Raw genomic sequence first — 25,980 nt, forward strand, 5'->3', positions numbered from 1 at the left:
CGAATCAATTGGTTGAAATTAGAGAATTAATTAAAAATATTGGTAAAGATAAAACCGTGTTTTTATCTACACATATTATGCAAGAAGTAGAAGCTATCTGTGATAGAATTATCATTATTCACAAAGGAAAAATTGTAGAAGACGCACAACTTACTGATTTAGGAAGCAATTTGGAAAAGGTTTTTAGAGAGAAGACGAAAGCTTAATTCATTATCAAATGCCCTGAAAACAGTTGTTCTACATTTATTATTGGTGGATTGTTTTTGAGAATCACATTCCCAGTATTTAAAATTTTTCCTGAAATAGATTGTATGGGTTTTAGAATCATATCGTTAGATCCACGTTGAAAGATTTTTATGTTTTGACAAATGAAATTTTCTCCATAAAATTTACCAGTACCAAAATAGAAATTACACAATAATTCCGCAGTATTTCCAGAAATATAAAAATTAGAAACGTGGTTAGATTCAATTACGGTTTGTGCATTATTTATATTAAAATAGAAATCGCCAGTACCGGCTTCGTCTTCATTTAAAGCAAATAATCTCAAAATTGGAAAAGTAAGCGTTCCGTCTGAATAGATGTCTTGTTCAGTTTTACTATGAATTTCAGAAATATTTGGTGCCGTTACATAAACAGTTGCAGCTTTAAAATCACGCGTCCAGTTACAGGTTGAATTGTCTTTTACTAATAAAAAATCGCCTTGTTTAGTTACTTCAATATTACCGATTATATTTGTGCCTGATTGAATGATGACTTTAAAATCTGGTCCTTCTTTTACAACCAAAGAAATTCCTGAATGCACACGAATTTTATCGAAATCAGAAATAGCATATTCTTTAGTTACTGGATTTCCTGCATTTTTTATACAATCTTCTGAAATACCACAACTGGAAAGAATGAGAACAAAAACAACTAGTATATATTTTTTTATCATAATCTAATTCCTAAAGTTAATTCTGCCGCTTCCGCTTTTGCTTTATGAGTTTTTAAACCAATTCCTGTAAATATATTTTTATTGATATAATATTTCAACGCTAATCGCTGATAGATATCAATATCGTATTTAAAAGGTTTGTACACATAATATCCAAATTGCGTTTCAATGGATAATTTATTAATAAATAACTCGTGACCCACAAAAACGCCAACTCGTTTATAATCTGTGTTAGGATCTACTGGTTTTTTATCTGGAAAGGCTACAGAAGAAAATTGAATATAATCTTTTAAATACCTTGAAAAAAATACATCTGTCCCTAATTGTATGGCACTTTTTCTATTAAATCGTTTGTCGGCATATAAACCAATGTGATAAAACTGACGCTGACCAATTCCTACTACTGGTGCTTCTGAAATTCCTGTACGAAAGGCTAAATTATATTTTATTTTTTCTGCATACGATTTTGAATTTGGTAGACTATCATTTATTATTTGATTGTCTTTATCAAAATTATAATTCAATCCAAAAGTAAAAGAATAACTATTTATACCGCTATTTGGTGCTTTAAATCGGGCATTCGAAAAATGGGTAAGCATAAATCCTGTTTGAACACCTAATGGACCAAGTATGTTTTGCTTTTGATATTGTAATAAAATGTAATTGTTATCTAAAAATTTCGAGCCAAAAGCGTTGTTTTTATTGTTAGTATCTTTATCGTATGGATTGGTTGTAACTCCAATTCCTTGTGAAATTCTGAAAAGTAAATGTCTTTTTAAAAAGTAAAAATTATAATGTAAACCTATCGCATAATTTTTACCTAAATAGTTGTTTTTGAAAGCGATAGCTTGAAATGAAATTCCATAATCTGGATAACCATAAACTTGTTGCCATTCTTTTTTACCTGATGATTTTTTATTTATACTGACCAAAAATCCATCTGGATGACCAGTAGCCAAATGGCTAACTTCTTGTGTATGTTTGAAAATATTTCCACGAAACCCTTGAACATCAATATAATAAGCGTCCAATTGATTTTGTGAAAACGAAATTCCAAAAATAAATAAAAGTAAAAATTGTTTCATAAAAATATTTAAGACAAATATAGCTTATGAAGTTTAATTACAATCAAAATTGAAATTAAAATATTTGACTGGCAATGGCTTTGATGTTTTCCGCTTTACCCATAGAGTAATAGTGAAGCACTGGTATTCCTGCTGCCACAAGTTCTTTACTTTGTTGCGTACACCATTCAATACCTATTTGTTTTACTACATCATTATCTTTGGCTTTCACAACAGACATAATTAAATCATCTGGCAATTCGATGCTAAATCGATGTGGAATTAAATTTAATTGTTTTTTTGTAGAGATGGGTTTTAAACCTGGTATAATCGGAACTGTAATTCCAGCTGCACGACATTTCGCAACAAAATCGAAAAATTTCTGATTGTCGAAAAACATTTGTGTGATAATATAATCTGCTCCGTTTTTAATTTTTTGCTTTAAAAAATGAATGTCACTATCTAAACTTGGTGCTTCCATATGTTTTTCAGGATATCCTGCTACACCGATACAAAAATCAGTTTTAGAAGAATTTTGCAAATCAGCATCTAAATAAATACCGTTATTTAAATCATTAATTTGCGAAACCAATTCAGAGGCATAAACGTGACCTTCTTTTTCTGGCTTAAAGTAAATTTCACTTTTAACCGCATCGCCACGAAGCGCCACAACGTTATTGATTCCTAAAAAATCTAAATCTATTAGTAAATTTTCGGTATCTTCTTTTGTAAAACCACCACATAAAATATGCGGAATGGCGTCTACATTATATTTGTTCTGAATTCCTGCACAAATTCCAACAGTACCTGGTCGTTTTTTTACAATTTTCTTTTGCAATAACCCATTTGGTAATTCCTTAAATTCATATTCTTCTCGATGATAGGTAACATCAATAAATGGAGGATTAAATTCCATTAACGGATCAATACTATCAAAAATTGATTGAATATTTTGACCTTTTAAAGGTGGTAAAATTTCAAAAGAAAACAAAGGTTTTCCGTTGGCGTTTTGGATATGTTCAGTTACTTTCATTTTTTTTAGGTTTTAGGTATCGGGTTTTGGTTATTAGGTAGTCTATTTACCTTAAACCTTTTGCCCAATACCTTAAATTAATCTGCAATATTTGGTGCTAACCATTTAGTTGCTGTGTCTATTGATATGTTTCTTCTTTTTGCGTAATCTGCTACTTGGTCTGATTTTATTTTTCCTAACCCAAAATACTTACTTTCTGGATGAGCAAAATAATATCCTGAAACTGAAGAAGCGGGCCACATTGCCATACTTTCAGTTAATTTCACACCTATATTTCCTTCCACTTTTAAAATATCCCAAATAGTTGGTTTTTCTAAATGGTCTGGACAAGCTGGATATCCTGGTGCTGGACGAATTCCTTTGTAATTTTCTTTAATTAATTCTTGATTTGAAAGTTGTTCCTCTGACGCATATCCCCAAATTTCTTTTCGAACTTTTAAATGTAAATATTCCGCAAAAGCTTCTGCTAATCTATCGCCTAAAGCTTTGACTAAAATCGAATTATAATCGTCTAATTGGCTTTCAAATTCTGTTGCTTTTTCATCCACTCCAAATCCTGTTGTTACACAAAAACAACCTATATAATCTTGGACTCCAGAATCTTTTGGTGCAATAAAATCGGCTAAAGCAATATTAGGCGCTCCTGCGGTTTTTTGCGATTGTTGCCTTAATGATAAAAAGGTTTTGGGTTTTGGGTTATTGGTTATTGGTTCTGAATATACTTCAATATCATCATCATTTATGGTGTTAGCGGGAAAAATTCCTAAAATTCCTTTAGCTGTAAACCATTTTTCAGAGACAATTTTAGCTAACATATTTTGGGCATCTTTAAACAAATCTGAGGCTTGTTCCCCTACAACCTCATCCGATAAAATGGCTGGATATTTTCCGTATAATTCCCAAGATTGAAAAAACGGTGTCCAATCGATAAAATCGACTAATTCTGATAATACTACCTCAACTGTTTTAGTTCCAATAAAATTAGGCTGTATCGGTTTAAAAGTATCCCAATTAATTTTGAATTTATTTTTACGAGCTTCTTCAATTGTTAAGAAATTTTTCTCTCTTGCTCTATTTAAATAGCCATCTCTTAACGTGTCATATTCTTTTCGTAAAGCTATTGAAAAATCGGTTTTTGTTTCCGTATTTAATAAATTCGACGCGACTGTTACCGCCCTTGAAGCATCATTGACATGGACTACAGTTGACTCATATTCTGGAGCAATTTTAACAGCTGTATGCGCACGAGAAGTGGTAGCGCCACCAATCATTATTGGAATTTTGATGTTCAACTTATCCAGTTCTTTGGCCAAATACACCATTTCGTCTAATGAAGGTGTAATTAATCCGCTTAAACCGATAATATCTACGTTTTCTTTTATGGCAGCATCAATAATTTTTTCAGGCGGAACCATAACGCCTAAATCGATAATTTCAAAATTGTTACACGCCAAAACTACTGAAACAATGTTTTTTCCAATGTCGTGAACATCACCTTTAACGGTTGCCATCAGAACTTTTCCGGCAGAGGACGAAGCGGTTGAATCTTTTTCTTCTTCAATAAATGGTAATAAATACGCCACAGCTTTTTTCATTACTCGGGCTGATTTTACCACTTGAGGTAAAAACATTTTTCCACTTCCGAATAAATCACCAACCACATTCATACCATTCATTAAGCTAATTTCTATGACTTCAATGGCTTTATTAGCACTTAATCTAGCTTCTTCAACATCAATTTCTATAAATTCGTCTATTCCTTTTACTAAAGAATGGGTTAATCGTTCCTGAATAGAACCATTTCGCCATTCAGCTATAGTTTTTTCATTTATCTTAAAATCGCCTTTAAAACTTTCGGCTAAATCTAATAATCGTTCTGTAGCATCTTCTCTTCTATTTAAAAGAACATCTTCAACGTGTTCCAATAAAACAGGATCAATCTCATCATAAATTTCTAACATTTCTGGATTGACAATCCCCATAGTCATCCCATTTTGAATGGCGTGATATAGAAAAGCTGAATGCATCGCTTCACGGACTTTATCGTTACCACGAAAGGAGAATGAAACATTACTTACGCCTCCAGAAACATTAGCAAAAGGTAAATTTTCACGAATCCATTTCGTAGCTTGGAAAAAATCTAAAGCATTTAATTTATGCTCATCCATTCCGGTTGCTACTGGAAAAATATTCGGATCGAAAATGATATCTTCGGCAGGAAAACCAACTTGGTTTACTAATATATCGTAACTTCTTTTACAAATTTCAATTCTTCTATGGTAATTATCTGCTTGTCCGACTTCATCAAAAGCCATTACAATTACTGCTGCACCATAGCGTTTAATCAACTTAGCGTGATGAATAAAAACAGCTTCGCCTTCTTTAAGTGAAATTGAATTTACAACCGCTTTTCCTTGCACGACTTTTAAACCTGCTTCAATAATTTCCCATTTCGAACTATCAATCATCACAGGAACACGAGCAATATCTGGTTCGGCAGCAATTAAATTTAGGAATTTTGTCATAGCATAAACGCCATCTAACATTCCTTCATCCATATTAATGTCGATAATTTGGGCACCACCTTCTACTTGCTCACGAGCTATTGAAAGCGCTTCGTCGTATTTTTCTTCTTTAATTAAACGAAGAAATTTACGAGAACCTGTTACATTGGTTCGTTCACCAACATTCACAAAAACAGATTCTTCATTAATAAAGAGCGGCTCTAATCCTGAAAGTTGTAAATTTATTTTATTGTTTCTTGACATCTTATTTACTAATCTGATAACTTATTTTTAAAATATGTTACTTATTTTTTTATAATTTTCTAATACTTCTTTCCAAAAGATTTTGGTTTTAGTAACGTACTTTTTTATTTTGATTATGCTATTTTTCATTTTTGCTTTTTTAAAATTCATTTAGAATAGTAAAATGCTAAATGACTGTTTTATTCTGATTTTCTTGGTTTAAATTCTGCTGCAACTTCTGCTATTAATTTAATGTGTTCTGGAGTTGTACCGCAGCAACCTCCAATTATATTTATTAAATTATCTTGTAAATATTCCCGAATTAAAGCCTGCATTTCCATTGGTGTTTGGTCGTATTCTCCAAAGGCATTTGGCAAACCAGCATTTGGATGGGCCGAAATATTTAACTGCGTATGATGTGCCAAACGTTTTAAATAGGGTTTTAACTGATCGGCTCCTAAAGCACAATTAAATCCAATACTTAACAAAGGAATATGCTGAATAGAAATTAAAAAAGCTTCGACCGTTTGTCCAGATAAAGTTCTTCCGGAAGCATCTGTAATAGTTCCTGAAACCATAATTGGAATATCAATATTTCTTTCTTCTTTTACTTCTTCAATTGCAAAAAGTGCGGCCTTGGCATTTAATGTATCGAAAATAGTTTCAACCAAAAGCACATCCGAACCACCATCAATTAAAGCTTCTACTTGTTGTTTATAAGCGATTCGTAAGTCGTCAAAAGTTACAGCACGATAGCCAGGATCATTTACATCTGGCGACATGGAAGCCGTTCTGTTTGTTGGACCAATGGAACCCGCTACAAAACGAGGCTTATCTGTAAATTCGTCAGCCACTTCTCTTGCAATTTTTGCGGATTGGTAATTTAATTCGTATACCAAATCTTCCATATGGTAATCGGCCATACCAATTGTAGTCCCAGAAAATGTATTGGTTTCTACAATATCCGCACCTGCCTCAAAATACAATCTATGTACTGCTTTTACCGCTTCTGGTTGTGTTATAGAAAGTAAATCGTTATTTCCTTTTAGTGGATGTGGAAAATCTTTGAATCGTTCGCCACGAAAATCTTCTTCTTCAAATTTATTGCGTTGCAACATTGTACCCATAGCACCATCTAGAACTAAAATTCTTTCTTTAATGGCTTGATGAATACTGCTTTTAGCTACTTCAGTTGATTTTGTGATACTATTTGACATTTTAATGATATTATATTTTTTAAAAAAAACCTTGACAATTTCTAAAAAATGAAAGGGCAAGAATCTAAACTTAAAAATTGATATCAGCGAAAAATGTAAAATTTTCTAGTTATCTGCTTCCTATAATAATATTGGAATAGAATGTAGCACCTTCTACAAGCGTAGGGTTGCTAAGGTTTCAAAGGGTCTAATCCCTCCACCTTTCGTGATAACAATCAGTATGTTTAAGAACAGTGCAAAGGTAATAAAAATATTCAAAAAAGAAATATTTTCTAATATTTAATATTTTTATTATTAAATTTAGTTAATTTTTCATTATATAATTTAATTTAAAGAAAATTTATCTATAAATATGGTTTGTAATTGAAAATAAAATATTAATTATAATTTATGATTTAAATATCAAATTGATTTTATAACTTTGCACCAGAATTAAAGAGGAAAAATTTGAACTGATTGCAACCTCGTAAAAAAATGCTAAAGCAGAATCTTCCCTACTTTAGTATTTCCTTGCAATTTTTTCGATAATTAGTATTTATTTATTTTTATAATTATGGCATATTTATTTACGTCGGAATCTGTGAGCGAAGGGCATCCAGATAAAATTGCAGATCAAATTAGTGATGCATTAATTGATAATTTTTTAGCATTTGACCCAAATTCAAAAGTGGCTTGTGAAACGTTAGTGACTACAGGGCAAGTAATTTTGGCTGGTGAGGTAAAATCTAATACCTATTTAGATGTTCAAACTATTGCGCGTGATGTAATCAAAAAAATTGGTTACACAAAAAGCGAATATATGTTTGAAGCGAACTCTTGTGGAGTATTATCAGCGATACACGATCAATCTGATGATATTAACAGAGGAGTTGATAGAGCTGCCGCTACAGATTTTGAATCGAAAGCCAATGCACAAGGTGCGGGTGACCAAGGAATTATGTTTGGTTATGCTACAAACGAAACAGTTGATTTAATGCCATTAGCATTAGATTTAGCACACAAATTATTACAAGAATTAGCAGAATTAAGAAGAGAAAATTCAGCGATTACGTATTTACGACCAGATGCAAAATCTCAAGTTACTTTAGAATACAATGATGACAATATTCCAGTTAGAATTGATTCTATTGTAGTTTCTACACAACACGATGATTTTGATGAAGAAACTTCTATGCTTGCAAAAATTAAGAAAGATATTATTGACATCTTAATTCCAAGAATTTTGGCTAAATACCCTCAATATGCTCATTTATTTAACGACAAAATTGAATACCACATTAACCCAACTGGAAAATTCGTAATCGGAGGACCACATGGTGATACTGGACTAACAGGTAGAAAAATTATAGTTGACACTTACGGAGGAAAAGGTGCTCACGGTGGTGGTGCTTTTTCAGGTAAAGATCCAAGTAAAGTAGATAGAAGTGCTGCTTATGCTGCACGTCATATTGCTAAAAACTTAGTTGCTGCAGGTGTGGCAAGCGAGGTTTTAGTTCAAGTTTCTTATGCCATTGGTGTTGCAAAACCTTGTAACATTTATGTAAACACATACGGAACCGCTAAAAATGGTTTATTAGATTCTCAAATTTCTGATAAAGTAGCACAATTGTTTGATTTAAGACCTTATGCTATTGAGCAAAATTTAAAATTAAGAACGCCAATTTATAGTGAAACTGCCGCTTACGGACATATGGGACGAAAAAATGAAGTAGTAACAAAAACGTTTAAATCACCAGATGGTGTTGTAAAAACAATAGAAGTTGAATTATTTACTTGGGAAAAATTAGACCGTGTAGCAGATATTAAAACTGCTTTTGGAATATAGTTAAGTCGAATGTCGAAAGTCAAAAGTCGAATATCGAAAGTCTTAATGACTTTTAATGTAATAAAAAAACCCGATTTTCAAATGAAAATCGGGTTTTTTATTTTTATCTAATATCTTGATTTAAGATTAAATCGATATATAGATTAATTTTATCTTTTAATTCTTTTCTATGCGAAATAAAATCTAAGAAACCGTGTTCTAATAAAAATTCTGAGGTTTGAAAACCTTCTGGCAAATCTTTACCTGTAGTGTCTCTAACTACACGAGGTCCGGCGAAAGCAATTAAAGCGCCTGGTTCTGCGATATTAATATCTCCAAGCATAGCATATGAAGCAGTTGTTCCTCCCGTTGTAGGGTCAGTACATAATGAAATATACGGTAATTGTGCTTCTGCTAATTGTGCTAATTTTGAAGATGTTTTTGCTAATTGCATTAAAGATTGCGCCGCTTCCATCATACGAGCACCACCTGATTTTGAAATCATCACAAATGGCAATTTATTTTCGATAGCATAATTAATTCCTCTCGAAATTTTTTCGCCAACAACAGCTCCCATTGAACCACCAATAAAAGCAAAATCCATACAACAAATAACTATGTCATTCCCTTTAGATTTTCCTACTCCAGTTCTAACTGCGTCTTTTAGTTTGGTTTTTTCGGTAACTTCTTTTAAACGATCGCTATATTTTTTCGTATCCACAAATTTTAATGAATCTACAGAAGTTAAATTGGCATCTAATTCTTTGAATTCATTATCATCAAATAAAATTCTAAAATATTCAGCACTACCAATTCGTACGTGATAATCGTCTTCTGGGCTTACCCATAAGTTTCTTTCTAATTCTTCTGAATCTACAATTTTTCCTGTAGGCGATTTGTACCATAATCCTTTTGGTACATCTTTTTTGTCCTCAGTTGCAGTTGTAATTCCTTTTTCTTTTCTTTTAAACCAAGCCATAATTTTTCAAGTCAAAAGTTAAAAGTCAAAAGTCAAAAGCCTAACAAATCTGAAAACATTCAGACATTCGACTTTTGGACTTGATGACTATAATGTATTCACGTTATTTAAATCGGCGAAAGCCTGTTCTAATCTTGTATTGAAAGTAACTTCTCCTTCACGAATCCATTTTCTTGGGTCGTAATGTTTTTTATTTGGACTGTCACTTCCTTCAGGACTTCCAATTTGTGTTTTCAAATAGTCGATTTTAGACGTCATGTAATCTCTAATTCCTTCTGTGAAAGCAAATTGTAAATCAGTATCGATGTTCATTTTAATTACACCATATGAAATTGCTTCTCTAATTTCTTCAATTGTTGAACCTGAACCTCCGTGAAAAACAAAATCAACCGGATTAGCTCCTGTGTTGAATTTATTTTGAACATATTCTTGAGAATTTTTTAAAATTTTAGGTGTTAATTTTACGTTTCCTGGTTTATAAACCCCATGAACATTCCCAAAAGAAGCTGCGATAGTAAAACGTGGACTAATTTTCATTAACTCTTCGTATGCATAAGAAACTTCTTCTGGTTGTGTGTACAATTTAGAACTATCCACATCCGAATTATCTACACCATCCTCTTCTCCACCAGTAATTCCCAATTCAATTTCTAATGTCATATCCATTTTACTCATTCTTGCTAAATATTGCTTGCAAAGTTCAATGTTTTCTTCGATTGGTTCTTCAGATAAATCAATCATATGAGAAGAATATAATGGTTTTCCTGTTTCTGCAAAGTGTTTTTCAGAAGCATCTAATAAACCATCAATCCAAGGTAATAATTTTTTCGCACAATGATCCGTATGTAAAATTACAGTTGCACCATAAGCTTCAGCTAAAGTATGCACGTGTTTTGCGCCAGCAATAGAACCTAAAATAGCTGCTTTTTCACCAGCATTTGACATTCCTTTTCCTGCGTTAAACTGACCGCCTCCATTTGAAAACTGAATAATTACAGGTGCATTTAATTTTGCTGCTGTTTCTAAAACTCCATTTATTGTACTACTTCCTGTAACATTGACAGCTGGCAAAGCAAATCCTTTTTCTTTAGCGTAATTAAAAATTTCTTGAACTTGATTTCCAGTGGCTACTCCAGGTTTGATATTATGACTCATACGTTTTTATTTATTGATAATTTATTTATGTTGTTTTTTTTGAATTTACAAAAGTAACAATTTTATTAATTTTAAAAAGGATAATTGATACCTATATTAAAAACAGTTTTAGAAAAGTTCATATCTTTCAACCATCTTTGCGAATATTCTTTAGCTGGATTGTAGGCTTTGAAACCTAAATCGCCACGAATTACAAAGAAACCAAAATCATATCGAAGTCCAAAACCAGTCCCTAAAGCAACCTCTTGAAAAGATTTTGTTCCTTTAAATTTTAATTTTTCGTCTTCTACATTATCTGAAACATTCCAAATATTACCTGCATCGGTAAATAAAGCTCCGTTTAAGCTATTAAAAATATTAAATCGGTATTCTAAATTTAAAGAAAGTTTTAAATTGGCCTCATTAAAATCATTTACACTTAAACTTGATCCAGGCCCTAATGAATAAGCTTGCCATCCTCTATTATCATTACTTCCTCCTGCAAAATAACTTCTTGAAAAAGGTACTGAATTTGAATTTCCGTAAGGAACAGCTACTCCTCCAAAAAACCTAAATGCTAAGGAGCTTTTCTTATATAAATGTAAATGTTTGATGTATTCAAATTCCGTTTTAAGATATTGCGCATATTCTACACCAAAAACAGTTTGATTGTCGTTACTATTTAATCCTTCTTTTTTTTGTTTTGCAATAAGACTTAAAATATTTCCTGAACTTTCAATTTTGGCTTTAATATTATAAAACTGCACATCATTAATACTTCTTTTGGTGCTTAAATTATAAGAAAAACTTGAAGATAAAATTAAGTTATTTTCAATCAATCTTTTTCTTCTTTCTCCAATGGTGTTAATGATTTTATAATCTGGATTATCACGCGGAAGCGTTAAAGGATATGCATTATTTGTTACCGCGTTAATAAAATCTACCGCTCCTGAAAAAGTCAAATTCCCAGCGTCATCTTCAAAAGTAGCATTTGTATTATACGTTTGTGCTAAATTATTTAATGTATTGTATGAATAATTATATACGTTAAAATAATTGTCAATATTTAAATTTTTTACAAATTGTAAGTTAAATAAATCCAATTTAAACTTTTTAGTTTCATCTTTATTTAAACCCCAATCGTAATAAAAACTTCCATAATAATTTTCTTTATCCAAGCCAATATTTGTTTGTTTAGATAAACCTAAGGTGATAGAAGTACTAGGTAACGATTCTTTTCTAATAATATTACTGGTATTTATTGGAAAGAAAATTCTTGGAAAACTTAATTTTACATCCGCACCATATTCTAATATATTAAAAAAGGCATCGGTACTGTTTTTTATACTGGCATCTTTTGAGGAACCCAAATTACCTCGCAAAGAAAAATCTAAAATTTCGGCGCCTTTAAACAAATTTCTAAACGTAATTCCTGTAAATCCAGAAATACCAAACAACTGAATGTTGGACTGGGTAAAATCACCTTTAATGTTGAAATTATATTTTTTTAATGGTGTTAATACAATATTTGCAATTAATCCATTTCCAGTAGCGTCTTCTACATATTGAATTCGAGGATATGCAAATACTTTCAAATTAGATAACGCTCTTGTAGTTAACGTTTTATCTTGTTCGCTAAATAATTTTCCCTCTTCAATAAAAATAGCATTTACTAATGCTTTAGGTTTATATTTTAGTTTCCCAGAACTATAGAAATTAAATTTTTTATACGAAATACTATCAATTCCGATCGCTCTTTCTTTTACTTGTTTGTCTGTAAAAATATTTACCTTGTTAATTTTATATAACTTAAATGGTTCCGTATAAGTAGAATCGGCATTTTTAACAATTCTATTTCCAATATTAAAAGTAATATTCAACTTGTTTTTTTTGCCAATCGTATCTATATCGGGTCTTTTAATGTAATTTTCTTGAAAATGATATAAGCCTCTATTTCGAAATTCCGTGGCAATTCGTTTTTTCTCGTTGCTTATATTTTCTGCGGTATACGTTTCGCCTGTCTTTATTAAGGAATTTCCAGAAATATTTTGATATAATGAATCTACAATTGGCGAATCAATATTTCTAAAAATACTATCAATTACATAGGGTTTCCCTGTGTTTATTTGATACGTAACTTTTACTTTTTTATTTTTAAAAGAATCAATTTTAGAAGCCACTTTCACATCAAAAAAACCTCTATTAAATTGATACGATTGCAATCTAATTTCCGATTTTCTTACTCTTGCCGTATCTAATATAGAAGGAGCTTCTCCTACTTGTTTGAAAAAATCACTATAACCAGAAACCAAAAACGATTTACCCAATCGATTTACTTGCTTTTTAGAATACAATTTTGTCATTCTTTCTAATCGGTTTGGTTTTTTTAGCAACCACGCTTGGTATGAAGAATCTGCATTTTTTTTACTTAAATTATATAATTGTAAACGGGGTTTAAAACCTAATAATTTACTGTTGGGTTTTTGATACAATTGATTGTGCAAATCCTCTAAGTTAACAGATTTGTTATTTACTATAATTTCGTTATCTTCAATAAGCAATTGTTTCTTTTGGAGCTTTCTTACTTCAGAACAAGAGTAAAAAAGTAGTCCTAAAAGAAAAAATAGTACTATTTTTGGAGTGAGATTCTTCAAATGCTTAATTTTTATCAAAAATACAATTTTTTATGGTTAGCAAAAACCAAATTAAACTAATTAATAGTTTACAACAAAAAAAGTACCGTAAGTTACACAATCTTTTCATAGCAGAAGGGAAAAAAGTGATTCAAGAACTTATTGACGCTAATTTTAGTTTGGAACATTTATTTGTAACCAAAACAGATTTGTTTGACAAAAAACACGCCGCAACACTTATTTCAGATAGTGAACTTAAAAAAATATCGGCTTTAACTTCTGCAAATGATTGTTTAGCTGTTTTTAAAATTAAAGAATATAGTTCCAGTAGTAATTCTGGTTTAGAATTGGCTTTAGACAACATAAAAGACCCAGGAAATATGGGAACTATTATAAGATTGTGTGATTGGTTTGGTATTTCTAAAATTATTTGCACCGAAGAAACCGTAGATATATATAATCCAAAAGTAGTTCAAGCTACTATGGGAAGTTTGGCCAGAGTACAAGTAGAATACGCCAATTTAGCCGCTTATTTAAAAGCTACTGATTTGGAAATTTTTGGAACATTTATGGATGGCGAAAACATTTATAAAAAAGAATTACCAACAAGCGGTATACTTGTAATGGGAAATGAAGCCAATGGCATATCTTCAGAAATTGAGAAATTAATTACTCAAAAAATTGCTATTCCGAGATTTGGAAATTTACAGCAAACTGAAAGTTTAAACGTAGCCACTGCTACTGCGATATTTTTATCAGAATTTAAACGAAGTAACTAAAAAACAACCTTGTGACTTTACGACTTAGTGGAAAGTAAAGTTAACAAAAACAGCTCTTGTTTGCATCGATTTAATATTTCCTGTCCAAGGAGAATTCGGGTCCAAATCGCGAATTAATTCATCACCCGTTCCAAAAACACCACGAATGGATGGAGAAAATTTAAAATATTCCAAATATAAATCCAATCCAAAACCAACTTCGTAATTTTGCGTCCAGGTTTTTACTCGAAATCTATTTGCTGAATTATCGTCTGTTGCTTTTTCGTTACTTCCTAAATTTAAAGTTGAAGAAACACCTCCAACCAAAAATGGTCGCACATTTCCTGTTCGCAATGCGGAATATTTTAACAGCAATGGAAAGTGTAAATTGGCTGCTTTTACTTCTCTTAATCGATCTACTCGATCTTCAATATATGGATAAATTAAATTACGTTGTGTAGCATAAAAACCAGGTTCAAATCGTAAATCGAAAAATTCTCTTAATCTTAAATTAACTACCAAACCAACATTAAAACCAGTGGCGGGTTTCAACTCAATATCTTTTCCAACCGTTTTATAATTAAATTGATAATTATAACTGCTAAATCCTAAATAATATCCAAAATGAATTTTTTTCTTCTCAAAATTTTCATCATTTATTATCGGATTTTTACCAAAGGTGCCGCCCTGAGCAAATGATTTCAGTGCGAATAATAAAATAAAAATAAGATATCTAACTTGCATTTTTTACTTTTTTGATGCTTTATAAATTGTAGCTACGCCCATGGTTTGTGGATCGTGCTTTACATCTATAAACCCAATTTTTCGTAAAATATTGTTTAACGCTTCTCCAAAAGGGAAATTTTGTGCAGAAGTAGACAAATATTTGTACGCGGCTTTATCTTTAGAAAACAGTTTTCCAATGGTTGGCATGATAAAATTGGTGTACACATAATAGCCCTGTTTAAAAGGAAATTTTGTTGGTACAGAAGTTTCTAAAATAATAAAAGTACCATTTGGTTTCAACACACGAAGTATTTCAGAAAGTCCTTTTTCTAAATTCTCAAAATTTCTTACGCCGTAAGCCACCGTTATCACATCAAAATAATTATCTGTGTAGGGAATTTTTTCTCCATCACCTAAAACCATTTGAATTTTTGAATCTAAGTTTTTGTCTGAAATTTTTTTCTTCCCCATATCAAGCATGCCTTGCGAAATATCTAAACCGATAATTTCTGTAGCCGTAGTTTCTGCAAATAATATAGCTAAATCTCCAGTTCCGGTAGCAATATCTAAAATAGACGTTGGCTGTTGAAGTTTTACCATTTGTAAAATCTTCTTTTTCCAGGTAGCATCTGTTCCTAACGAAATTATTTTATTTAATCCATCATAATTTCCTGAAATGGTATCAAACATTTGAGCTACTTGCTCTTTTTTACCTGTTTCGGAATCTTGATATGGTTTTATAGTTTCGGACATTGTTTTGATTTTGAAGTACAAAAGTAATTGAAAATTATGAATTACAATTTACGAATTACGATTTGCTTTAATAAAAGTTTGAAACGTAAAATCAAAGGCGTGTTTTTCATCTTTTAAATGCACTTCTTCAAAAATAAGATTCCATTGTTCTGGATTTATTTCTGGAAAAAACGTGTCGGCTTCTACGGTTGTATGTACGCGAGTAAGTTCAACTTTATCTGCAATATCTATGGATTGTTTGTAAATTTCGCCACCGCCAATAATAAAAATTTCTTCGTTTTTTGGACAAACTTTTATGGCTTCTTCTAAGCTTGAAACCACTATACATCCTACTGGTGCTATATAATCACTTTGACGAGTAATAATAACGTGCGTTCTGTTTGGTAAAGGCTTTGGAAAACTTTCAAAGGTTTTTCTTCCCATAATGATATAATGCTCGGAAGTTAACGCTTTAAAACGTTTAAAATCATCTGGTAAATGCCAAACCAATTGGTTGTCTTTACCCAAAGCATTGTTTGTAGATGTTGCGGCGATTAGTGTTAGCATAGTTGAAAATTTAATGTGCTAAGGTAGTGATTTTGTGAGAAATTATTGATTTAAACTTTAATAGCAATTAACGTTATGAGGCTTGCTCTCAGTGGCGTTGAACCAACACCAAGCCATTACAAATATAATAAAACATTCCATTCAGCAGCGGATTTTCCTGCGGAAAATCCGGAAGTAGCCATTGAAGCAAACCGCTGTTAGCGGCTGGATTTATTTTAATTTCAGTTTTTGTAATCCGTGTTGAGCGTCAAAAGCAATTAAATATTCGTCTTTAAGCAAATATTTTTTCTTGTTGGAGCCGAATTCATCTTGCAAAAACTCCCATTTCTTTCCGTTATTTTTTGTAATAAAATAATAATTGGTCAAAGATTCTTCTCCGTAACATACGATAACTTCAACGTTTTTAAATTTATACGATTCTTTTATGTCATACTTTTTATTATCAAATTCAAATTTTGGATTTGATATGTTGTATTGGTTTAAGTTAGGGAAATATTTTTGACTTAAGACTTTATAATTTGATTTTTCTATCAAATTCCAAGTTAAACCTAAATCATTTGATTTAAAAACTGCGGAGTCAATTTGACAAATAATAGTATTACCAGAAAGAAATACATTGTCAACGTCATTTTGTACATTTTCTATATTTATTAGTGTCCAATCTTTTCCGCCATTTTTGGTCAAGTATAAAACTGGAATAATATCTAATTTATCATAGTTTTTAGAATTTTCATTCTCAACCAATTTATATCCTCCAATGATACCCTTCAATGAATCTTGAAAATATATTGCATTGTTAAGTGTTTCGCCTTCCGAAATTCCAATTCCTTTAATTACTTCCCATTTAGAGTTATAATTATTACAAGAAATTAGTGTTGATATTAAAAATAAAAAAATGATGTTTCTCATTTGCTTTTTTTTGTGGTAATCTTGCCGCTAACTTGTATATATACTCAGTTTTTTGTTATTTAGTTGAGCATATCCTTCTATTCTCAATTAGCTTTGCTCAATTATTATGTGTTTGATGTTTTTTTTAAACCGAAACCGCTCCTTTAATATGCTCGTGTGGGTCGTAGCCTTCCAAAGTGAAATCGTCAAAAGTGAAATCGAAAATGTTGGTTACATTTGGGTTCAATTTCATTATTGGTAATTTTCTTGGCTCACGGCTCAATTGTAAATTCACTTGTTCTATATGATTGTTGTAAATATGTGCGTCACCAAAAGTGTGTATGAATTCACCCGCTTCTAATCCACAAACTTGTGCTACCATCATCGTAAATAAGGCATACGAAGCAATGTTAAACGGTACACCTAAGAAAATATCGGCACTACGTTGGTACAACTGACAAGATAATTTTCCATCAGAAACATAAAACTGAAAAAACGCGTGACAAGGTGGTAAAGCCGCTTTTCCGTTAGCCACATTTTCCGAAAAAGAAACGGTAGTATCAGGCAACACTGATGGATTCCAAGCCGAAATTAACATTCTACGGCTGTTTGGATTGGTTTTTAAGGTTTCAATTAATTCTGTAATTTGATCGATTTCTTCGCTATTCCAATTTCTCCATTGGTGCCCATACACAGGTCCTAAATTTCCATTTTCATCTGCCCAAGCATCCCAAATTTTTACGCCATTTTCTTGTAAATAGGCAATATTTGTTTCGCCTTTTAAAAACCAAAGTAATTCGTGAATAATCGATTTTAAATGTAACTTTTTGGTGGTTACCATTGGAAATCCTTCACTTAAATCAAATCGCATTTGGTAACCAAAAACACTAATGGTTCCAGTTCCTGTTCGGTCTCCTTTTTGAGTGCCGTTTGCTAATACGTGCTTTACTAAATCGTGATATTGTTTCATATAAAGTTTGTTTCAAACCTGACAGGTTGCTAAAACCTGTCAGGTTATTATTTAATGACTAAATGATTCTACGTCTTTTGGATTGTGTTTGTGTTTAAATAATATTGCAAATGCAACAGTAATAATTAAAGCATAAACTGCAAATGTAAGCCAGATGTTATGCCAGTCTTTTCCGTTTGCAGTAGTAAAATAGGTGTCAATTAAAAATCCGCTTCCTAAACTTCCTAAGATTGCTCCGAAACCATTGGTCATCATCATAAATAATCCTTGTGCAGAGGAACGAATTTTAGAATCGGTTGTGGTTTCTACAAATAAAGAACCCGAAATATTAAAGAAGTCAAACGCCAATCCGTAGACGATATTCGACATAATAATCATCCATAAACTTCCAATTGGATCGCCATAAGCGAAAAATCCAAAACGCAATACCCAAGCAATTAAACTAAAAAGCATTACTTTTTTAATTCCATATCGTCGTAAGAAAAACGGAATGGCTAAAATAAATATGGTTTCAGAAATTTGAGAAATAGACAAAACAATATTTGCGGATTTTACTACAAAAGTTTCTGCATATTTTGGTATGTTTTCAAAATCTTTAATATAGGTTTCGCCATACATATTAGTTAATTGTAAAGCGGCTCCTAAAAACATACTAAAGATAAAAAACATAGCCATTTTAGATTCTTTAAAAAGTTTAAACGCATCTAAACCAAAAATTTGAGACAATGTTTTGTTTTTAGTTTCGTCTTTTATTGGTTCAATTTTTGGCAAAGTGAAAGAGAAAATTCCCAATAGAATTGCGAAAAAAGATGCCATATAAAACTGATTGCATTCCACTGGCATATTGGTTATAGAAGCAATAGCTTTTCCTACTCCAATCCCGAAAGAAAAAGGCGGATTTACATTACTAAAAAGATTAGTACACCACATAGCTGCTATAAAACCTATGGTTCCCCAAACTCGAATGGGCGGATAATCTTTAATGATATTAAAGTTAAATTTTTTCAAAACGGCAAAAGATAGTGAGCTTGACAAAGATAACGTTGGCATATAAAAAATCATGCCCACAAGCAACACCCAAAAGAAAGTAGAAGGGCTATCAATAGCAGGTAAAAAAAGTAAAATTATTCCATATAAAATATGATGAATGCCGTATAATTTTTCTAAATTCAAATATTTATCTGCGATAATTCCTGATATAGGTGGCATAATTATGGAACCTAAACCTAAAGTTGAAAACACAATTCCAAACTCGGCACCCGACCATTGTTTAAAACCAAATCCATAACTTGCCAAAGTAGTTAACCAGGCACCCCATACAAATAATTGTAAAAAACTTACAATAGTTAATTTTAATTTTATGTTCATTTTGTAGTATTTTGGTTGGTTTTTTTATTTTTTATCTATTTCTGCTTTTATTAGTGCTGCTTTTTCGTAATCTTCATTTTGAATAGCTTCTTCTAACATATTATGTAACTCTTGAATGGAAAATTTTGAGTATATGTTTTGCGGTTCTTCTTCGCCATATACTTCTGGTTCTGAAAGTATATCGTCGTCATCTTTTTCTTCGTCAGAATGAAATTCTTGTTTGTTTTTATTTAAGAAAATTCCAGCTTTATCTAATATATTTTTGTAGGTAAAAATAGGTGCATTAAATCGTAAAGCTAACGCTATTGCATCGGAAGTTCTCGCATCAATTACTTCTTCTAATGCGTCTCTTTCGCAAACAATACTGGAATAAAACACTCCATCTACTAATTTATGAATAATCACTTGGGTAATTACGATTTCATATTTATCTGCAATGGTTTTAAACAAATCGTGTGTTAAAGGACGTGGTGGTGTAATTTCTTTTTCTAAAGCTATTGCAATAGATTGCGCCTCAAAAGCGCCAATAACTATTGGCAATTGTCTGTCGCCATCTTCTTCATTCAAAATTAAAGCATAGGCTCCATTTTGTGTTTGACTATACGATATTCCTTTAATGGTTAATTTAACTAAACTCATTTTGTACTTAAACTTTATTCAAATGTACTATAAAAATATTTTCTACAAAAAAAGGCTATCTAAATTGGATATTTCTATCGTATTTAGATAGCCTTTTTAGGAGGCACAATATATAAAAAATTTATGCGTTTGCCGCTTTAAAAGCTTTTAATTTTTCAATCAATTTTGGCACTACATCAAAAGCATCTCCTATAATACCATAATCGGCTACTTTAAAGAAAGGCGCTTCAGCATCAGTGTTGATAACTACTTTTACTTTTGAAGAGTTGATTCCTGCAATATGCTGAATAGCCCCAGATATTCCAACAGCAATATATAAATTAGCTGCAACTGGTTTTCCTGTTTGCCCAACGTGTTCCCCGTGAGGACGCCATCCGATATCTGAAACAGGTTTAGAACAAGCTGTTGCTGCACCAAGTACAGTTGCCAATTCTTCAATCATTCCCCAATTTTCAGGTCCTTTTAATCCACGACCTGCAGACACTACAATTTCAGCATCCGCAATGGTTACTTTACCAGTTGTTTTTTCTGAATTGATAACTTTTACACCAAAATCTGAATCAGATAAGGCAGGTGAAAAATCTTCTTCCGTTAATGAAGTTGCATTTTCAATCAATCCGAATGAATTTTTAGAAATTCCTAAAACTTTTACGTCTGTAGCAATTTCTGTTAAATTAAATGCTTTGTTAGAAAAAGCACTTCTTTTAACTTGAAATGGAGTCACACTTAAAGGCGCTTCAATTACATTTGATGCAAAACCTGCATTTAAATGTACAGCTACTAATGGTGCTATATGTAAACTATCTGTAGTTGAAGCTAAAATTACAACTTTAGCTCCTTCTTTTTCAGCAGCTTGCTTAATTACATCTTCGTAAGCTTTTGCATTAAATGACGTTAATTTATCATTTGTTACTTTTAATACTTTACTCACTCCGTAAGCAGATAAAGCATTGTTTTCTGTAGCATTAATTGAAACGGCAGTAACTGTTGTTCCAAGCATATCCGCTACTTTTTTTGCATATGAAGCAATTTCAAAAGCTACTTTTTTGAATTTACCTTCGTTTGATTCTGTATATATTAAAACTGACATATTTTTTTATTTACGATTTACGTTTTGCGATTTACAATTAAATTACTTTGGCTTCGTTATGTAATAAATTAATTAATTCATCTAAATTATCTGAGCTAATTAATTTTACAGCTGATTTTGCTGCAGGTTTTTCAAATTTTATTGAAGATGTGGCATTAGCATCTGAAGTTGGTTCTACAATATTCAATGCCTTTGTTCTTGCTGTCATAATACCTCGCATATTTGGAATTCTTAAATCTTTTTCTTCAACCAAGCCTTTTTTTCCTGCAATAATTAAAGGTAAACTTGATGTAGCTGTTTCTTTACCGCCATCAATTTCTCTAATTGTTGTAGCTTCTGTTCCAGAAATTTCAATTCCTATACAAGCATTTACAAAATTGAATCCTAATAATCCAGCTAACATTCCAGGAACCATACCTCCATTATAATCGATAGATTCTGTACCTGCAATAATTAAATCGTAGCCACCTTGCTTCACCACATTAGCCAATTGTTTTGCAACAAATAAACCGTCTGTTGGTTGAGTGTTAACTCGAATGGCTTCATCTGCACCAATAGCTAAAGCTTTTCTTAAAGTAGCTTCGGCATCTGCACCACCTACATTAACAACAGTTACGTGGGCACCATTTTGCTCTTTTAACACAATTGCTTTGGTTAAACCGAACTCGTCATTTGGATTAATAACATATTGTACGCCATTTGTATCAAACTCGGTATCGTTATTAACAAAATTAATTTTTGAAGTAGTATCAGGAACGTGACTGATGCAAACTAATATTTTCATTTTTATACTGATTTTATATTGATGCCACGAAATTACAAAAAATGTTTTAAAAAAATATTATGCGCGCATATAAAATATTGTTTTTTCACAAAAATTAAATAAATTTTATGAATTGTTGAATTAAAATAGGTAAAATTAAGAATTTGATAAGATATTATTAAAGAAATCGATTGAGTAAAAATATTAAATAATAATGAGTGTACTCATTAAATTTTATTATTTTTGCACTTCACTAAGTTTTAGAATTAATTTTATGAGAACAATACAGTTTAGAGAAGCTATTTGTGAAGCAATGAGCGAAGAAATGCGTCGTGATGAAACGGTGTACTTAATGGGAGAAGAAGTTGCAGAATATAATGGAGCCTATAAAGCTTCAAAAGGTATGCTTGATGAATTTGGACCAAAAAGAGTAATCGATACTCCAATTGCAGAATTAGGTTTTGCAGGTATTGCAGTAGGTTCAGCTATGAACGGATGCCGACCAATTGTAGAATATATGACATTCAATTTCTCTTTAGTTGGAATTGATCAAATTATAAATAATGCGGCGAAAATGCGTCAAATGTCGGCTGGACAATTTCCAATGCCAATGGTTTTTCGTGGACCAACAGCATCTGCAGGACAATTAGGTGCAACACACTCACAAGCTTTTGAAAACTGGTTTGCCAACACACCTGGTTTAAAAGTAGTTGTACCAAGTACCGTTTATGACGCAAAAGGTTTGTTAAAAGCTGCCATTCGTGATAACGATCCAGTTATTTTTATGGAATCTGAACAAATGTATGGTGATAAAGGTGAAGTTCCAGAAGGCGATTATATTATTCCACTTGGTGTAGCAGATATCAAACGTGAAGGTACTGATGTAACTATCGTTTCATTTGGTAAAATCATAAAAGAAGCATTTATAGCAGCTGATGAATTAGCAAAAGAAGGTATCTCATGTGAAATTATCGATTTAAGAACCGTTCGTCCAATGGATTACGATTGTATTATTAATTCGGTTAAAAAAACAAATAGATTAGTCGTTTTAGAAGAAGCTTGGCCGTTCGCCTCTGTTGCTTCTGAAATTACATATATGGTACAAGAACGTGCTTTTGATTATTTAGACGCACCAATTCAACGAATCACAACTGCTGACACACCTGCGCCATACTCACCTACTCTTTTAAAAGAATGGTTACCAAACAGTAATGATGTAGTAAAAGCTGTAAAAAAAGTAATGTATAAATAAAAAGAGTTAGGCAAAAATTATCTTTTTGGAAGTAATTTTAATATAATTATTTTAAAAATCTATAATTATCAATTTGCCTACTATTTTAAAATAAAGTATATTTGAATCCCGATTATATCGGGATTTTTTTATAATTATAACCCAAATGAAAAACCTACTAACGCTTATTATTCTAATTTCATCACTTGCTTTTTCCCAAACAAAAGTAAGCGGAATCGTTTTAGACGACACCAAACAACCTGTTTCTTATGCTACGGTGGCTTTTAAAAATTCCGCAGAAGGCGTAATTGCAGATGAAAATGGTAAATTTTATATCGAATCAAAAAAAACATATCCTTCCATAATAGTTTCATTTGTTGGCTATAAAGATAAGGAAGTACCACTTTCAGGCACATTTAATTACGATTTAAAAATTAGTTTAGAAAACGCAAATGAAATTGCGGAAGTAAAAGTGTATGGCGGAAAAACTTCAAAAAAAAACAATCCCGCTATAGATATTCTTAGAAAAATTTGGGAAAGAAAAAAGAAAAATGGATTGCGTCAATTTTATCAATACGAATACGATAAGTATGAAAAGATTGAATTTGACATTAATTCAATAGATAGTACATTTATGAAAAATAAAATCTTCAAAAATGTAGAATTTATTTTTCAACACGTTGATACTTCTGCGATTACAGGTAAAAATTTCTTGCCAATTTTCATTAATGAAACCAAAAGTAAAGTATATGGTGACAATCTAAAAAATAAAACAAAAGACGTTTTAGAAGCCAATAAATACTCAGGATTTGGTAACGCAAATAATGATGGTGTAAATGCCTTTTTAAAAGATTTATATGCCGATTACGATATTTACAACAACTACCTAAAATTTTTCGATAAAGATTTTGTAAGTCCGTTATCCCGAACTGGAATTCAAGTGTACAACTATGTTTTGGCAGACAGTACATTTATTGATAAAAAATGGTGCTATAATATTGTATATTATCCGAGAAGAAAAAACGAGCTGACTTTTAAAGGTGATTTTTGGGTAAACGATTCCACTTATGCTATTAAGAGTATCAATATGGAAGCCAGTAAAAGTGCCAATATCAACTGGGTTCGAGACATTTATATTGAACAAGAATTTGACGTACTTAACGATTCAGTTTTCTTATTGAAGCGAGATCATATGATGACGGATTTTGCCTTAACCAAAAAAGAAGGTTCTAATGGTATGTACGGAAAACGAACAACTATGTTCAAAAATCATCAATTCAATAAAGTAAAAGACGATAAATTTTACCGTGAAGAAGTCAACAATTTTAATAATGAAGCGTTTACCAAAACTGAGGAATATTGGGAAGAAAATCGATTTGAAAGTCTAAATTCTAACGAAAAAGGAATTTATGAAATGCTCGACACCTTAAAAACAGTTCCGAAAATTAAACGATTTTACAATTTAGTATCTATTTTAGGAAGTGGCTACATTCAAGTTGGAAAATTTGATATTGGACCTATTTTTTCAACTTTTGGATACAATGACGTAGAAGGACAACGCATCAGATTAGGAGGGAGAACATACTTTGGACCTAACGACCCTTGGCGTATCCAAGGTTATACCGCTTATGGTTTTAAAGACCAAAAAATAAAATACGGAATTAATGCCCGTGTAATGTTGGATAAGAAAAATCGCTTTATTGCCACTTTTGGAAACCGTAGAGATGTAGAACAAATTGGCGTAAGCTTAACCACTTCAAATGATGTTTTAGGTAGAAGTTTCGCATCTTCTTCTTTTTTCTCAAGTGGTATAAACAATAAATTAACCAATGTAAATTTAACCAACTTAGGCTTCGAGATAGAACCAGTTAAAAATTTGGTCTTCGAAAGTAGTTTTTCATATAGAACGTTATCTTCTGCTTCACCAGAATTTAAATTGGACTATTTCACAGATGACACTTTTAGTAAAACAGCTAACAAAATAACGCAATCTGAAGTCAATTTTTTAATCAACTATACACCAAATAGAAAAATGATTGGCTATGGTGTGGACCGAATGGAAGTAGATTTAAATTATCCAAGAATTTTTGTAAGTTACTCTCAAGGATTAAAAGGCGTTTTAAATAGCGATTTCAAGTATTCTAAATTACAGTTTTTTTATCGTCAACCATTATTAATAGGTGGTTTTGGTCGACTGTTTACAACTTTAGAAGTTGGGAAAACTTTCGGAACAGTTCCTTTATCCTTAATGGGAATTATTCCTGGAAATCAATCGTTTTTTATTATCGATAATACCTATAACTTATTAAATTATTACGATTTTGTATCAGACCAATATACCTCACTTCATTTGGAACATAATTTCAATGGTAAATTATTTTCAAGAGTTCCATTACTTCGAAAACTAAATTGGCGAGAAATCATTGGTGTAAAAGCCGTTTATGGTTCCGTTTCAAATGAAAACAGAGCTATAAATGCTTCTGGCCAACTATATCAAGCACCCGTAGATGGTTATTACGAATATTCTGCCGGAATTGGGAATATATTTAAAGTAATGCGAGTTGATGCCTCTTGGCGTGGTAGTTATTTTGACATTCCTGAAGCTCGAAAATTCACAATTCGTGTAGGTTTTGGATTTTATTTTTAAAAAATTAACATCCTTGTTTTTTTTTAAAAAAAATTAATTTTTCATAATTTTTC

At 31.5% G+C, this 25,980-nt stretch carries 22 protein-coding genes, 1 pseudogene and 1 riboswitch; of the genes and pseudogenes, 6 read left to right on the forward strand and 17 right to left on the reverse strand.

Annotation, left to right across the window (positions count from 1 at the left end; translation table 11 throughout):
* Nucleotides 1–206: pseudogene (locus ACIQZ1_RS01100) on the forward strand (hypothetical protein); the annotation flags it as partial.
* Here the strand turns inward: ACIQZ1_RS01100 and ACIQZ1_RS01105 are convergent.
* The 5 genes from ACIQZ1_RS01105 to ACIQZ1_RS01125 all read right to left on the reverse strand — a co-directional run bounded on the left by ACIQZ1_RS01105 (nt 203) and on the right by ACIQZ1_RS01125 (nt 6,998).
* Nucleotides 203–937 carry a head GIN domain-containing protein gene (locus tag ACIQZ1_RS01105; protein WP_396158242.1) on the reverse strand — a complete coding sequence of 245 codons (735 nt, stop codon included), beginning with the start codon at nt 935–937 and terminating at the stop codon, nt 203–205. The pseudogene ACIQZ1_RS01100 and the gene ACIQZ1_RS01105 overlap by 4 nt on opposite strands.
* Nucleotides 934–2,022 (reverse strand): acyloxyacyl hydrolase, encoded by a 1,089-nt coding sequence (locus ACIQZ1_RS01110; protein WP_396158244.1) that lies wholly within the window; start codon nt 2,020–2,022, stop codon nt 934–936. Before ACIQZ1_RS01110 ends, ACIQZ1_RS01105 begins: the two co-directional genes overlap by 4 nt.
* Nucleotides 2,023–2,077: 55 nt before the next feature.
* On the reverse strand, nt 2,078–3,034 hold the full coding sequence (metF, locus tag ACIQZ1_RS01115; protein ID WP_396158246.1) for a methylenetetrahydrofolate reductase [NAD(P)H]: 957 nt from the start codon (nt 3,032–3,034) through the stop codon (nt 2,078–2,080).
* A 77-nt stretch (nt 3,035–3,111) separates the two neighbouring features.
* Nucleotides 3,112–5,802 (reverse strand): methionine synthase, encoded by a 2,691-nt coding sequence (gene metH / locus ACIQZ1_RS01120; protein ID WP_396158248.1) that lies wholly within the window; start codon nt 5,800–5,802, stop codon nt 3,112–3,114.
* A 179-nt stretch (nt 5,803–5,981) separates the two neighbouring features.
* Nucleotides 5,982–6,998: a homocysteine S-methyltransferase family protein gene (locus tag ACIQZ1_RS01125; RefSeq protein WP_396158250.1), complete on the reverse strand. Its 1,017-nt coding sequence runs from the start codon at nt 6,996–6,998 to the stop codon at nt 5,982–5,984.
* 106 nt (nt 6,999–7,104) lie between these two features.
* A riboswitch (SAM riboswitch) is annotated at nt 7,105–7,213 on the reverse strand.
* Nucleotides 7,214–7,551: 338 nt separating this feature from the next.
* On the opposite strand from ACIQZ1_RS01125, the gene metK reads away from it, so the two are divergent.
* Nucleotides 7,552–8,823, forward strand: coding sequence for a methionine adenosyltransferase (gene metK / locus ACIQZ1_RS01130; protein ID WP_396158252.1), 1,272 nt, complete (start codon nt 7,552–7,554; stop codon nt 8,821–8,823).
* A 103-nt stretch (nt 8,824–8,926) separates the two neighbouring features.
* On the opposite strand, the gene accD is transcribed toward metK, so the two are convergent.
* The 3 genes from accD to ACIQZ1_RS01145 all read right to left on the reverse strand — a co-directional run bounded on the left by accD (nt 8,927) and on the right by ACIQZ1_RS01145 (nt 13,569).
* Entirely contained in the window at nt 8,927–9,781 is an 855-nt protein-coding gene (accD, locus tag ACIQZ1_RS01135; RefSeq protein ID WP_396158254.1) for an acetyl-CoA carboxylase, carboxyltransferase subunit beta, read from the reverse strand.
* An 87-nt stretch (nt 9,782–9,868) separates the two neighbouring features.
* Entirely contained in the window at nt 9,869–10,936 is a 1,068-nt protein-coding gene (gene fbaA / locus ACIQZ1_RS01140; RefSeq protein WP_396158256.1) for a class II fructose-bisphosphate aldolase, read from the reverse strand.
* 71 nt (nt 10,937–11,007) lie between these two features.
* The gene (locus tag ACIQZ1_RS01145; RefSeq protein WP_396158258.1) at nt 11,008–13,569 is read right to left on the reverse strand and encodes a BamA/TamA family outer membrane protein; all 2,562 of its coding nucleotides are present in this window, start codon (nt 13,567–13,569) and stop codon (nt 11,008–11,010) included.
* Between the two features lie 32 nt (nt 13,570–13,601).
* Between ACIQZ1_RS01145 and ACIQZ1_RS01150 the strand changes: the two genes are divergently transcribed.
* The gene (locus ACIQZ1_RS01150) at nt 13,602–14,327 is read left to right on the forward strand and encodes a TrmH family RNA methyltransferase (protein WP_396158260.1); all 726 of its coding nucleotides are present in this window, start codon (nt 13,602–13,604) and stop codon (nt 14,325–14,327) included.
* Between the two features lie 24 nt (nt 14,328–14,351).
* On the opposite strand, the gene ACIQZ1_RS01155 is transcribed toward ACIQZ1_RS01150, so the two are convergent.
* The 3 genes from ACIQZ1_RS01155 to ACIQZ1_RS01165 are packed head-to-tail and all read right to left on the reverse strand — an operon-like array spanning nt 14,352 to nt 16,331.
* On the reverse strand, nt 14,352–15,050 hold the full coding sequence (locus ACIQZ1_RS01155; protein ID WP_396158262.1) for a porin family protein: 699 nt from the start codon (nt 15,048–15,050) through the stop codon (nt 14,352–14,354).
* Nucleotides 15,051–15,053: 3 nt separating this feature from the next.
* Nucleotides 15,054–15,785, reverse strand: coding sequence for a bifunctional demethylmenaquinone methyltransferase/2-methoxy-6-polyprenyl-1,4-benzoquinol methylase UbiE (ubiE, locus tag ACIQZ1_RS01160; protein ID WP_396158264.1), 732 nt, complete (start codon nt 15,783–15,785; stop codon nt 15,054–15,056).
* 48 nt (nt 15,786–15,833) lie between these two features.
* Nucleotides 15,834–16,331 carry a dihydrofolate reductase gene (locus ACIQZ1_RS01165; protein WP_396158266.1) on the reverse strand — a complete coding sequence of 166 codons (498 nt, stop codon included), beginning with the start codon at nt 16,329–16,331 and terminating at the stop codon, nt 15,834–15,836.
* A 75-nt stretch (nt 16,332–16,406) separates the two neighbouring features.
* On the opposite strand from ACIQZ1_RS01165, the gene ACIQZ1_RS01170 reads away from it, so the two are divergent.
* Nucleotides 16,407–16,532, forward strand: a complete 126-nt coding sequence (locus ACIQZ1_RS01170) for a hypothetical protein (protein ID WP_396158268.1) — start codon at nt 16,407–16,409, stop codon at nt 16,530–16,532.
* 9 nt (nt 16,533–16,541) lie between these two features.
* On the opposite strand, the gene ACIQZ1_RS01175 is transcribed toward ACIQZ1_RS01170, so the two are convergent.
* The 6 genes from ACIQZ1_RS01175 to ACIQZ1_RS01200 form a co-directional block, all read right to left on the reverse strand.
* Entirely contained in the window at nt 16,542–17,240 is a 699-nt protein-coding gene (locus ACIQZ1_RS01175; protein WP_396158270.1) for a hypothetical protein, read from the reverse strand.
* Between the two features lie 124 nt (nt 17,241–17,364).
* The gene (locus ACIQZ1_RS01180; protein WP_291240924.1) at nt 17,365–18,189 is read right to left on the reverse strand and encodes a thymidylate synthase; all 825 of its coding nucleotides are present in this window, start codon (nt 18,187–18,189) and stop codon (nt 17,365–17,367) included.
* Nucleotides 18,190–18,240: 51 nt separating this feature from the next.
* Entirely contained in the window at nt 18,241–19,557 is a 1,317-nt protein-coding gene (locus ACIQZ1_RS01185) for a nucleoside permease (protein WP_396158272.1), read from the reverse strand.
* 24 nt (nt 19,558–19,581) lie between these two features.
* On the reverse strand, nt 19,582–20,196 hold the full coding sequence (locus ACIQZ1_RS01190) for a bifunctional nuclease domain-containing protein (RefSeq protein ID WP_396158274.1): 615 nt from the start codon (nt 20,194–20,196) through the stop codon (nt 19,582–19,584).
* Nucleotides 20,197–20,317: 121 nt separating this feature from the next.
* Nucleotides 20,318–21,286: an electron transfer flavoprotein subunit alpha/FixB family protein gene (locus ACIQZ1_RS01195; protein WP_396158276.1), complete on the reverse strand. Its 969-nt coding sequence runs from the start codon at nt 21,284–21,286 to the stop codon at nt 20,318–20,320.
* Between the two features lie 37 nt (nt 21,287–21,323).
* On the reverse strand, nt 21,324–22,070 hold the full coding sequence (locus tag ACIQZ1_RS01200) for an electron transfer flavoprotein subunit beta/FixA family protein (protein ID WP_396158278.1): 747 nt from the start codon (nt 22,068–22,070) through the stop codon (nt 21,324–21,326).
* Nucleotides 22,071–22,323: 253 nt separating this feature from the next.
* On the opposite strand from ACIQZ1_RS01200, the gene ACIQZ1_RS01205 reads away from it, so the two are divergent.
* Nucleotides 22,324–23,301 carry a pyruvate dehydrogenase complex E1 component subunit beta gene (locus ACIQZ1_RS01205; RefSeq protein ID WP_396158280.1) on the forward strand — a complete coding sequence of 326 codons (978 nt, stop codon included), beginning with the start codon at nt 22,324–22,326 and terminating at the stop codon, nt 23,299–23,301.
* A 145-nt stretch (nt 23,302–23,446) separates the two neighbouring features.
* On the forward strand, nt 23,447–25,927 hold the full coding sequence (locus ACIQZ1_RS01210) for a DUF5686 family protein (RefSeq protein WP_396158282.1): 2,481 nt from the start codon (nt 23,447–23,449) through the stop codon (nt 25,925–25,927).
* Nucleotides 25,928–25,980: the final 53 nt, after the last annotated feature.

Source organism: Flavobacterium sp., from assembly GCF_044341185.1.
Classification (GTDB): domain Bacteria; phylum Bacteroidota; class Bacteroidia; order Flavobacteriales; family Flavobacteriaceae; genus Flavobacterium.

What these genes read in the sequence shown, in the direction of transcription:
- ACIQZ1_RS01105 (WP_396158242.1), bottom strand. Translation starts at nt 937, where the DNA reads ATGATAAAAAAATATATACTAGTTGTTTTTGTTCTCATTCTTTCCAGT.
- ACIQZ1_RS01110 (WP_396158244.1), bottom strand. Translation starts at nt 2,022, where the DNA reads ATGAAACAATTTTTACTTTTATTTATTTTTGGAATTTCGTTTTCACAA.
- metF (WP_396158246.1), bottom strand. Translation starts at nt 3,034, where the DNA reads ATGAAAGTAACTGAACATATCCAAAACGCCAACGGAAAACCTTTGTTT.
- metH (WP_396158248.1), bottom strand. Translation starts at nt 5,802, where the DNA reads ATGTCAAGAAACAATAAAATAAATTTACAACTTTCAGGATTAGAGCCG.
- ACIQZ1_RS01125 (WP_396158250.1), bottom strand. Translation starts at nt 6,998, where the DNA reads ATGTCAAATAGTATCACAAAATCAACTGAAGTAGCTAAAAGCAGTATT.
- metK (WP_396158252.1), top strand. Translation starts at nt 7,552, where the DNA reads ATGGCATATTTATTTACGTCGGAATCTGTGAGCGAAGGGCATCCAGAT.
- accD (WP_396158254.1), bottom strand. Translation starts at nt 9,781, where the DNA reads ATGGCTTGGTTTAAAAGAAAAGAAAAAGGAATTACAACTGCAACTGAG.
- fbaA (WP_396158256.1), bottom strand. Translation starts at nt 10,936, where the DNA reads ATGAGTCATAATATCAAACCTGGAGTAGCCACTGGAAATCAAGTTCAA.
- ACIQZ1_RS01150 (WP_396158260.1), top strand. Translation starts at nt 13,602, where the DNA reads ATGGTTAGCAAAAACCAAATTAAACTAATTAATAGTTTACAACAAAAA.
- ACIQZ1_RS01155 (WP_396158262.1), bottom strand. Translation starts at nt 15,050, where the DNA reads ATGCAAGTTAGATATCTTATTTTTATTTTATTATTCGCACTGAAATCA.
- ubiE (WP_396158264.1), bottom strand. Translation starts at nt 15,785, where the DNA reads ATGTCCGAAACTATAAAACCATATCAAGATTCCGAAACAGGTAAAAAA.
- ACIQZ1_RS01165 (WP_396158266.1), bottom strand. Translation starts at nt 16,331, where the DNA reads ATGCTAACACTAATCGCCGCAACATCTACAAACAATGCTTTGGGTAAA.
- ACIQZ1_RS01170 (WP_396158268.1), top strand. Translation starts at nt 16,407, where the DNA reads ATGAGGCTTGCTCTCAGTGGCGTTGAACCAACACCAAGCCATTACAAA.
- ACIQZ1_RS01175 (WP_396158270.1), bottom strand. Translation starts at nt 17,240, where the DNA reads ATGAGAAACATCATTTTTTTATTTTTAATATCAACACTAATTTCTTGT.
- ACIQZ1_RS01180 (WP_291240924.1), bottom strand. Translation starts at nt 18,189, where the DNA reads ATGAAACAATATCACGATTTAGTAAAGCACGTATTAGCAAACGGCACT.
- ACIQZ1_RS01185 (WP_396158272.1), bottom strand. Translation starts at nt 19,557, where the DNA reads ATGAACATAAAATTAAAATTAACTATTGTAAGTTTTTTACAATTATTT.
- ACIQZ1_RS01190 (WP_396158274.1), bottom strand. Translation starts at nt 20,196, where the DNA reads ATGAGTTTAGTTAAATTAACCATTAAAGGAATATCGTATAGTCAAACA.
- ACIQZ1_RS01195 (WP_396158276.1), bottom strand. Translation starts at nt 21,286, where the DNA reads ATGTCAGTTTTAATATATACAGAATCAAACGAAGGTAAATTCAAAAAA.
- ACIQZ1_RS01200 (WP_396158278.1), bottom strand. Translation starts at nt 22,070, where the DNA reads ATGAAAATATTAGTTTGCATCAGTCACGTTCCTGATACTACTTCAAAA.
- ACIQZ1_RS01205 (WP_396158280.1), top strand. Translation starts at nt 22,324, where the DNA reads ATGAGAACAATACAGTTTAGAGAAGCTATTTGTGAAGCAATGAGCGAA.
- ACIQZ1_RS01210 (WP_396158282.1), top strand. Translation starts at nt 23,447, where the DNA reads ATGAAAAACCTACTAACGCTTATTATTCTAATTTCATCACTTGCTTTT.